Annotated in this window: 13 protein-coding genes; 2 read left to right on the plus strand and 11 right to left on the minus strand. The window is 42.3% G+C overall.

Annotated features, from left to right (window positions below):
- Positions 1–145 precede the first annotated feature (145 nt).
- From DP116_RS24000 to DP116_RS24010, 3 genes are read right to left on the minus strand one after another with little or no spacing between them, the layout of a single operon-like run.
- The gene (locus DP116_RS24000) at positions 146–793 is read right to left on the minus strand and encodes a response regulator transcription factor (protein ID WP_169157552.1); all 648 of its coding nucleotides are present in this window, start codon (positions 791–793) and stop codon (positions 146–148) included.
- A complete protein-coding gene (locus tag DP116_RS24005) occupies positions 790–1,623 on the minus strand; it encodes a S1C family serine protease (RefSeq protein ID WP_169157553.1) in 834 nt (277 codons plus the stop codon). The genes DP116_RS24000 and DP116_RS24005 overlap by 4 nt, the downstream gene beginning before the upstream one ends.
- Before the next feature lie 42 nt (positions 1,624–1,665).
- Positions 1,666–2,586: a S1C family serine protease gene (locus DP116_RS24010; protein WP_169157554.1), complete on the minus strand. Its 921-nt coding sequence runs from the start codon at positions 2,584–2,586 to the stop codon at positions 1,666–1,668.
- 297 nt (positions 2,587–2,883) lie between these two features.
- On the opposite strand from DP116_RS24010, the gene DP116_RS24015 reads away from it, so the two are divergent.
- Complete coding sequence (locus DP116_RS24015) at positions 2,884–3,471, plus strand: HdeD family acid-resistance protein (RefSeq protein WP_169157555.1); 588 nt, start codon at positions 2,884–2,886, stop codon at positions 3,469–3,471.
- 125 nt (positions 3,472–3,596) lie between these two features.
- On the opposite strand, the gene DP116_RS24020 is transcribed toward DP116_RS24015, so the two are convergent.
- The 6 genes from DP116_RS24020 to DP116_RS24045 all read right to left on the minus strand — a co-directional run bounded on the left by DP116_RS24020 (position 3,597) and on the right by DP116_RS24045 (position 7,106).
- On the minus strand, positions 3,597–3,989 hold the full coding sequence (locus tag DP116_RS24020; RefSeq protein ID WP_211173479.1) for a hypothetical protein: 393 nt from the start codon (positions 3,987–3,989) through the stop codon (positions 3,597–3,599).
- 201 nt (positions 3,990–4,190) lie between these two features.
- On the minus strand, positions 4,191–5,543 hold the full coding sequence (locus tag DP116_RS24025) for a pentapeptide repeat-containing protein (RefSeq protein WP_169157557.1): 1,353 nt from the start codon (positions 5,541–5,543) through the stop codon (positions 4,191–4,193).
- 270 nt (positions 5,544–5,813) lie between these two features.
- Positions 5,814–6,236, minus strand: a complete 423-nt coding sequence (locus tag DP116_RS24030; RefSeq protein ID WP_169157558.1) for a type II toxin-antitoxin system VapC family toxin — start codon at positions 6,234–6,236, stop codon at positions 5,814–5,816.
- The gene (locus DP116_RS24035; RefSeq protein ID WP_169157559.1) at positions 6,236–6,475 is read right to left on the minus strand and encodes a DUF2281 domain-containing protein; all 240 of its coding nucleotides are present in this window, start codon (positions 6,473–6,475) and stop codon (positions 6,236–6,238) included. Before DP116_RS24035 ends, DP116_RS24030 begins: the two co-directional genes overlap by 1 nt.
- Before the next feature lie 14 nt (positions 6,476–6,489).
- The gene (locus DP116_RS24040) at positions 6,490–6,867 is read right to left on the minus strand and encodes a COP23 domain-containing protein (protein ID WP_169157560.1); all 378 of its coding nucleotides are present in this window, start codon (positions 6,865–6,867) and stop codon (positions 6,490–6,492) included.
- Positions 6,777–7,106 carry a hypothetical protein gene (locus DP116_RS24045; protein ID WP_169157561.1) on the minus strand — a complete coding sequence of 110 codons (330 nt, stop codon included), beginning with the start codon at positions 7,104–7,106 and terminating at the stop codon, positions 6,777–6,779. The genes DP116_RS24040 and DP116_RS24045 overlap by 91 nt, the downstream gene beginning before the upstream one ends.
- 77 nt (positions 7,107–7,183) lie before the next feature.
- Here DP116_RS24045 and DP116_RS24050 point away from each other — a divergent pair, with 77 nt between their 5' ends.
- A complete protein-coding gene (locus tag DP116_RS24050; protein ID WP_169157562.1) occupies positions 7,184–8,071 on the plus strand; it encodes an SDR family oxidoreductase in 888 nt (295 codons plus the stop codon).
- Positions 8,072–8,152: 81 nt separating this feature from the next.
- On the opposite strand, the gene DP116_RS24055 is transcribed toward DP116_RS24050, so the two are convergent.
- Together DP116_RS24055 and DP116_RS24060 are read right to left on the minus strand one after the other, a co-directional pair.
- The gene (locus tag DP116_RS24055) at positions 8,153–8,299 is read right to left on the minus strand and encodes a hypothetical protein (protein WP_169157563.1); all 147 of its coding nucleotides are present in this window, start codon (positions 8,297–8,299) and stop codon (positions 8,153–8,155) included.
- A gap of 152 nt (positions 8,300–8,451) precedes the next feature.
- On the minus strand, positions 8,452–9,519 hold the full coding sequence (locus DP116_RS24060; RefSeq protein ID WP_169157564.1) for a DUF3616 domain-containing protein: 1,068 nt from the start codon (positions 9,517–9,519) through the stop codon (positions 8,452–8,454).
- Positions 9,520–9,621: the final 102 nt, after the last annotated feature.

Below are 9,621 nucleotides of genomic sequence, written 5' to 3' on the forward strand. Positions count from 1 at the left end.
CGAGTAGACATTGTTGTCGGGTTGTCCATCCTTGTCTATGAAAAATGAAGCGGGTGCAGTGAAGGGCGGGGTGAGGTCTTTTTATTGTAAGTAATTAGGCGAACTTGATGCGGCTGGTACTTGCGGCTGGTACTTGATAACTGAGTCAAAGCATGATTAAACCCAACCTCACACCAACAGTCACAGCTTCTGTGCGCGTCGAGACACCCAGCTTTTGAAAAATAGATGAGACGTGAAATTTAACAGTATGGTCGGAGATATTTAAACGTTTGGCGATCGCCTTATTACTCAATCCCGAACCAAGCATCTGCAAAACTTCTATTTCTCGTGGTGTGAGTGCTTGCACAGGATGTGCAGTGTCTTTCTCTCGTACACTCGACTCTTTGAGAGGAAGCAGAAACTCGATAGTATCAGAATGTAGCACGATTAGTCCAAGGGCGATCGCCTCAACAGCCGCCACAATTTCCGACTCTGTGCTGCTACTCGGCAATATGCTGCGTACACCAGCACGCAGCGCTGCTTCCAAGTCTAGACTATCGAGTTCATCAGTTAGAACAACAATTGCAGGGTATGGCTGCTGTTGTGAAGAGAGCAATTTTTCCCAGACTAATTCTTGAAAGTGACCACTCACATCCAACAGCAGCACATCGGGTTGTAGTTGCTCAAATTCCCTTGTCAATGCATCCAAATCTGATGCAGTACCTACGACTGTGAGTTTAGAACTCGTCGCCACGACAGCTGATAACCCAGCTCGCACCACAGGGGAAGCAGCAACTACAAACACACGAATCATACCACCTCCGCCACCTGACAAACTAATTGCCTTCCGCCGCGCAGAATTTGTAACGGTAGTGGTTCGCTGTTGTTAGTGTGTTCAAGATAGTTGCTTAAATCATGAGGAGTGGTAAACAATTTTCCGGAAACTCCAATAAGGACATCACCAACAAGCACACCAGCAGCTTCAGCAGAACTTCCAGAATTCACCGACAACACCAATAAACCCAAGTTGCGTTTGTTGGTTGCATTCACCAGCACAGGTTGCAGCATCACACCAAGCTTTTGACGATTTCCATGCAAAAAACGTTCTACAGTAAGGCTTGGTATTGCTACAGCCAAATTGTTGACAATCATGGTGTTAATTCCGATGACTCGCCCAAGACAGTCAGCAAGTGGACCACCAGAATTACCAGGAAACAGCACAATATCAGCCATGACTACACGTTGATGATTGGCGTGAATAATCCCTGTTGTCACAGCACCGCTATCACCAAAAGGATTACCAACTGCTAAGACCAATTCACCTACTCGTAAAGCATCAGAATGACCGATAGTTGCAGTGGGTAAATCAGTCGCGTCAATTTTGAGAGCAGCTAAATCCTTTGTTGGGTCTATATTAGTACGTACAGCCTCAAAAACTCGTCCATCCGATAGTTCTACAGTTGCTTTGTTGTTAGTAGCGACATGAGCATTCGTAATAATTAAAGTATCTCTTTCGGTGGATTGCCAGATAACACCAGAACCACTTCCAAAAGAACTACTACGCACTTTCACAGTCACTTTGCGTAGATTTTCAGCCACCGATGCGAATTCATCAGTCAAGCGTGTGATTGTTGTGAGATTCATGTTTTACTTTTCAATTATGAATGGGTGAATTTTGAATTGGTATCACTCTTCGCTTGCGGATCTTTCGCCAATTGCTATTGCTAACTCAACTAATGCGCCAGCACGGATAACTTGCACTTTGATGGTTTTGCCAACGCGATCGCCACTATTCAAAAATGCCAACACATCACCTGTATCATCTACTGGAGTACCATCAAAAGTGATCAATACATCCCCAATCAACACACCAGCCTTGTCAGCAGGTGCATTTGGCTCTACATTAACAACAATCACTCCACCAACAGAAGTTAAATTGAGTGCTGTTCTCAGGTTGTTTGGTAAACGTACGGGTTGCATTCCTAAACCCAGGTAACCGCGTGCAATATGTCCTTTTGCCAACAGTTCGTCAATCACCCGATTGACTGTAGAAGCTGGTATGGTAAGAGCAGTACCGCGTCGTCCCGATGTGTTCATGCCTACCACTAAACCCGCAGCATCTACAAGTGGTCCACCTGCAAACCCAGGGTAAAGCGTGATGTCTGGACGGATGAACTGGTCTATATTTCCACCAATCATACTCCGCCAAGCACCACTGACAACACTCACTGCACCTATAGCTGCTCTAATGTCACCTTCGCTACTTCTTCCTAGTCCCAGTACCAGGTGACCAACTTTGAGTGTTTTGGCATCGCCTATTTTCCCCACTGGGATTTGTGCATTTTCGACTTTGAAAACAGCGATATCAGTGGTAGGGTCACGTCCGATGAGTGTGACAGGTACAGTACTACCATTTGATAAAGTGACTGTGACTTCGTCATAGCGCCGGAGTGACTCGTCGGAAGTGATAATAATTCCATTGCGCCAGTGGATACCGCTAGGGGAAAAACGCTGACCAGCATTCACAGCAACAACAGCACCACCAACTTGCTCTACAATGTCAGCTATATTGTTGGACAAAGCCACTAAGGCGTTAGGTGAAGACATTTTATTCCTCTACTTTTTGATAGATAACACAGGAGTAACTTTTCCTGATGTTGCGATTGTGTCGTTTTGTTCGTGTGAACAGCATCAGAAGAATGGGGGGAATTTGCCCTAGAAATATGGCTAGGTAAGGTGGAAAAGAAGGGGTGTAAGGGTATAAGGGTGTAAGGGTATAGGGGGGTAAAGAAGGAAGAGGTAGGTAGAGCTTCCTTGGACGTATATCTTAAGGGTCTACAAAGTTCTTGAGAAATTTTCTAGCCTAAATCTTAGAGTTCAATTAACTACAGGGAAAAGATTTTTATGACGACGAACATTTCTGGTGATATCAACAAGTCTGGTGATATCAACAAGCGTATTAATAACTCGCTCTTAATTGGCATTCTCCTGACTGCTTTCGGGATTGTAGCAATTGCTCTGCCTTCTGTCTCAACAATCTTCGCTGAGACTTGGATTGCTTTGATTCTAATTTCTGCGGGTGCAGCCAAGCTGAGTTATGCATTTCAAACCCGCCATGAGGGAGGGTTTGTTTGGAAACTCTTGCTGAGTATTCTCTACTTCGCAACAGGCGTGATGCTGTTTGTTTATCCTTTTACAGGAATTCTCACGCTGACTCTGTTGTTAGCTAGCTTTTTGCTAACAGAAGGTGTATTTGAGCTAATTCTGGCATTTCGCTTACGTCCGCAACAAAACTGGACTTGGGCACTGGGTAATGGTATTGTTACCCTAATCTTGGGTGCAATGATTTGGTTCCAATGGCCCTTCAATGCTCCTTGGGTGATTGGGACATTGGTAGGTGCCAGCATTCTCTCCACTGGTGTTTCACGTGTGATGCTATCATTGAACGTTCGTTCTGCTTTGAATCAATCTGACTCCATAGCACAAGCATAAGGCGATCATAGAGAAGAACTAACCAACAAAGAACTCAGAACTCAGCACAGTAAACAGTTATCAGTAAACAGTGAACAATAACTGAATTCTGAGTTCTGTATTGTGTCTTCTTCATGACGAAGTCTTCAACTATCTGTGTTATTAGGAGAGTAATCAGAGCAATTGATAGCTTCTTCAGTTAAAGCAGTTGTAGGGTGTATCGCACATTTGAGATAAGGATTGTTTTTGAAGTATTGACATTTATTACAAGGAACTTGAGAAAGGATTTTGGCTGTTGTCAATCTATGTTGTGTAACTTTCCAAGCATTTGAAAGCCGAAAAGCAACAATCATCCAAAAGGTCATTAAGCTCAAGGGAAGCCAAAAGAGTATTCCATCGGGTACCGCTGTTTGTTGCTGTTTTGTCCCGTGTGATGGTGTAACCTCTGGTTCTGCTTTGACCAATTCTATTTCTATTAAATTAGTTTTATCAACACTATTATTTATAGATATATTAAGATTAACAAAATATTCATGCATATTATGCAATTCCATTAAAAGAAGAAGAATTAAAACAAGAAGAGATTTTGCACGCTTGAGAGATCCATACAGATGTATGGGAAAAATCCGTCTCAAGTCGTGCAAGTTGTGTTAAGCTTTGCTAATTCTGTTTTATAGCTGAAAAAAATTTTTGATATCTCTATCCAAGGTTTTGGTTGTTGCTTATCTTGTTGCTTATAATTATCTACCTAACTTATTCGGAATTCCTTCGCAACCACCGGGAATAGTACCTCTGGTTTGTTCTCCTCCCCAAGCGCAGCAATAGTAACGCGCAACTTCAGACATTCGCCGGACATCACTGAAATCGACATTTTCTACAACAGCCCCTGTGTGTTCGCCAGTTTCATAGTTTGGCGGTTCAGTGCGGCTACGGGGCGAGGCGGTTTCAGCGGAACCATAGAATAAGCGAATTCCGTTTAAATCTGCACCCTCAAGTTTTACTTCATATAAAATAGTTCGGGAGAGGTTAGCTTTTACTAAGTCACAGCCAGTGAGATCAGCACGGACAAGATTTGCTTCCGACAGATCAGTCCAACGCAAATCAGTACCACTAAGATCTGCACCAGCAAGCATCACCCCTAAATCGATGACACGCAAACCCGCCTTTCGATCTTCTGCATAACCACCATTACCATCAAGAATAGCTCGACCAAGATGGCGATCGCGCTTCAAAGGTGTCAGCAATTTGGAACGCGAGAGAAAACGGAGAATTTTGGCTTTACCACTACCATCCACACTACTCAAAATTGCTGCTGTGCGTCCTTCAGCAATCATCCTCTCTTGGGGCCAATCTTCTAATAACCCTTCTTCATCCAATACTAAATCAGAGACCCCTTGGAAATAAGAATCAATTGTCTGCTGTTGGGTAATGATATTTTGCTGGACAGTCAGCAGGTTTTGCTGAATGGTCAGATCTTTGGAAATGACGTACTGTCGCCAAGCAACATAGACAGCAATAATGGCGATGAGAATTTGCCCCAAAGCGCCAAACCATTCCGCGAGTGTTCCAGAAGCTTCCCAGTTGATTCGGCGTCCAATAGTTAGGATGCGATCGCCTAAACCGCTAAATTTCACAAAGCCAATCAGACTTGCTACAAATCCAAAAAAAGCAACAAACAGCGATCGTTCTTGAACCGAAAACCACTGTTGTATCGCATTTATGAGTTCTGGTAACAGCACCGCTGAAGAGATGAGCAAAGCTACCAGAGTTCCCGATATCCCAATCAACCAGTTATTGATGGCAATTCCGATAAAAATGATGGCGATCGCCACTAAAATAAGCAACAATGCCCTAGGTTTGACTGTTACAGCTTGATTGCGTCCTTGGAAGCTAGAACGCGCTTGTTGAAGGGCTGCTGTATGGCGTGGAGATTGTAGGGCTGAAATTGCGGAAAGAGCTTGTTGAGTGGCGAGTTCATCTGGTACAAGGCCATTTTCACCTGCGTCCTCGAAATCATCTGGTTGTAAGATGTCTTCGGGAACAGATTCTCGTTTAGGAGACTGCGATGAGTTGGAATTAGATTCAATCGGCATGATTATATTGTCGCACCAGCACGCCTAAGTTCAACAGATCTCTCATGGTAATCACGAAAGTATGGCGGTAGGCAACAGTCGTAGGTAATAAAACAGGGCGATGGCTTTTTGGTGGAACCTTAATATGGGTGATGATTGGACTTGCTTGAGAAATTTAACTGTAATTAGCCTGTTTTTTTAAGTATTTTTTCGTACACAGAAAGCGATCACTCTGAAACCTGACTTAAGCGGTTGCTGAATCAATTGGGGCGCTATAAATAGACGTTATAGCTATTTATCCTGAGGCATAATTACAGGAATTACTTGATTTTTGTTCTTACGATAGACGAGAAAATCACTATCAAAAGTTAACAAAACACTATCAGCATACTGTTCAGCCATCCGCACTAAACAAGCATCAGCCAAAGACATCGGTACAGACTGGTAGGTTTTAAGCAATTCCCCAATAATACCAGTTTCTTCATCTAAGCGAAAAGGTATCTGTATCACTCCACTATTCACTATGGCGATAACCGCTTCTTGACCACCGTAAACATTTCGCAGCAAAAAACAAGCTTCTGAAATGACTGCTTCACAAGTTAATAAAGGCGGCTCAATGGTAGCCCACTGCGCTGTCACCCAGCTATGAAACTGATCCTGGCGCTTGAGGAAAGCTACTAATGGACCTGTATCTAGTAGAACTCGCCGCCTCATTACTCCCCATATCCATCCATGTACTTTTTGTTAGTAGAAAGGTCTGATGGTCCTCCTTCCAAACAACCAGCCCACTTCTGAGCAAGAGTTAAAGCTGACACCCCTGGCTGTTGTTCTTGATGAGAAAACTCTCTTTTGCGAGTTTTCGTTTGCAAAAACTCCACAAAATCAAGCGCCTCCTGTTGTTTTTCAGGGGGCAAAGTTCTCAGCTTTTCTACAATAATTTGTTCAATACTCATTTCACACTATTATGTTATTTACTAGTATCTAATCCAGCTTTGAGATCCTCAGCTGCCAACAGGTTTTCAACGCTAACAAATGTCGAACCAAGAGCAAGAATAGGGACAGTTGAACCATTCGAGCCTTGCTCAACACTAGTACCATTTTTCAGAGCCTCAAGCATACGCCGCAAGGAGTCGTAGCCGTCAGCACCAGGTTTAAGCGTCACCAGCAAATTGCAATTACTGCGGTCAAGTTTAGTGTTGGCACATATCGCGGATTGATTGGGTGTTTTGGGGTCAGAGCGATGACTAAAACCTATTAAACCATCTTGGCGAAAGCTTTCCAAGCGTTGGGCGATAGTATCGCACCGCTTCTGAGTATTCCAGCCATCACCAAAGCTGTTGACCATCGAAGCCAGGGCTTTGTCCGCTGATCATTACGATACATTACCATCCACACCTCACCGCCGTTTTGTGTGTCGGGTTGCAAGGCGCAAGAAAAGGGGTCTTTTGAGCCGAAGCCGAATATACCTGGAGTCCAGCCAATAGCAACACCGTAAGCCAAGACTAAACCAGCGACACCCGCTACAGCACCAATAATGCCTACAGTCAAATTATCTATGTCAAATATATGTCTTTTTTTAGACATCGACTCTGCTCTCAAATCGACACACTGTCGTGATATTTTTAACATAGCGTATCTACGTTAGAGTATACATTGAAATTATGAAAAAACTATTAATTACTGGTGCTAGTGGTTTTTTAGGGTATCATCTTTGCCATCTGGCAAAACGAGAATGGGAAGTCTATGGAACTTACTTTTCTCATTCTTTAGAAATTCCAGACATCAAAATGCTGAAAGTTGATTTGACAGATTTTCAAGAACTGAAACAAATATTTAGTGATTTTCAACCAGCAGCGGTCATTCATACCGCCGCACTATCCCAACCGAATTTTTGTCAAACTCATCCAGAGGCATCATATGCAATAAATGTGACAGCATCCTGCAATATTGCTGGACTTTGTGCAGATTCTTGTATTCCTTGCGCTTTTACATCAACAGACTTAGTTTTTGATGGCTTAAATGCTCCCTATCGTGAAACAGATCCTGTATGCCCTGTCAATATTTATGGTGAGCAAAAAGTCATGGCTGAAGAAGGTATGCTAGAGCGTTATCCTATGACTGCTATTTGTCGTATGCCATTAATGTTTGGTATGCAAACACCGACAGCAACAAGCTTTATCCAACCATTTATTCAGACTCTTGAACAAGGAAAAGAGTTAAATTTATTTATAGATGAATTCCGGACACCCGTGAGTGGAAAAACTGCAGCCAAAGGATTGTTATTAGCTTTGGAAAAAGTCAAAGGACGTATTCACTTAGGAGGTAAAGAACGAATTTCGCGCTATGATTTTGGTCGCTTATTAGTGGATATTTTTCAACTTCCTGCTCATCAATTAAAAGCCTGCCGACAAAAAGATGTTAAAATGGCAGCACCGAGACCATCTGATGTTTCTTTCGACAGTTCCAAGGCTTTTTCTTTAGGCTATCAACCTCTCTCTTTGCAAGAAGAATTACAGGAATTACGCGAAAATTTTTCTACTTACATTTAAGTGCAGAGTTTGTTCATGTTGTCTTCGTCAACTTTTAAACTCTACTCTGCTCAAAATGTCGTCTAGTTGTGTTTGCTCAAGCTACACAAGTGAAAAATCCGAGGGTGTGTAGCCACCTGCATCGGGAGATTGACAATGTTCGATGAGTTGGAGCAGATTTGTTAAGTAGTTATCAGCTAAGTTGGCGATCGCCTCTTTTGAATGTTGTTCTAACTTGAACTTCCCCACAGTCAAAAAAGGCTAATGCTTACGTAAAGCGGATTTCAAAGTTTTTTGAAACCGCCTTACTGGGTAGATCTGACTTTTGCGCCTCTAGCCAGTTTGGGTTACATTTGGGCTTAATTTTTGTCTAAGTCCTGCTAAGAGTCCTGCTCTTTTTTTTACATCAGTTTAAAAACATCTGCCAGTACACTACCATCTCCCACCAGCCTATTTTTTGCCGGAGAATCATAAACTGTCAGTACTGAAGGTACCCCAGCTATATCATGAAATAAAGTAATTCCCTCAGCGTGTTCGTCTCTATTTCCATATGGGATATCAAGCACAAACTCTGGATAATTGAGAACTTTTTCTTGTAAATGTAGGCCATTCTTTACACGATAAACTTGCACCGGACCATCCAAATCCATTGTGGGTCCTGCTAAAATCAACAAGTCTTCACCATCTAAAAATAAATCCCGGATTCCTAAACCATTCAAGAAGAGAAAATGCTTCTTGTATCTCTTGTCATCATCTCCAATATTTTTCAGTCTCAGCAGTCCGGTACCAGAATTTTCTAACTCTATTTCCAGAATGATAGCCCAACCTCGTAACACAGGTCCACGCAAACCTAGAAAAATTCGGTTTTTACAAATGGCTATTCCTTCTAGATCAAAGCCATTATCTTTACCTGGAATTGTCGCTTTCACAAAAAAGCCCAAGTGTGGATCATCGGCTATTGCTTCCATGAGCAAGTTACCCTGTTGTGTTACCTCAACTTTGGCAGCGCTTAATTGTACATCAGGTTTTTTTGGATGTTGGCATAATGGCAATAATTCACCATCCACCAAGGGAATACGTCCGATGATATAGCGATTCGGTTCTGATGCGATTTTTGTGAGTCTTTTAATATTTTTCTCATCCGAAAATTCAGGTTTAGGTTTTTTGCGTTTGTAGCTGTGAGAACCAATTAACCACAGGTAATAGTCAGCATATGCCAAACCTTCAATATCAATTTCTTCTTCTTCTGGTGCAGGTAAACTGATAAAGTCTGCTACGTGGAATTGTTTATGTTCTGCAAAGTTACTTACATCTACAAAAGATAGCCGTTCAATCGTTGAGGTTTCATCCGACCCCAACCACAAGTGCTTTTCCGGGGTTAGCAGCAGTGCTGAAAGGTCGTTACGATGTTCTTTAAAACTATCAGTAAAAGTCAGTAAAACTTGATTGATTCGATGTGAATAGTCCATTGTATATACTCCTGTAGATATTTTTTAGTCTTGTTTTTTATGAAACTGATTTTTTCAGGATTTTATACTAAAAATGGCTGATAATAACTTGAAAATAATAAT

Source organism: Brasilonema bromeliae SPC951, from assembly GCF_012912135.1.
Lineage (GTDB): Bacteria > Cyanobacteriota > Cyanobacteriia > Cyanobacteriales > Nostocaceae > Brasilonema > Brasilonema bromeliae.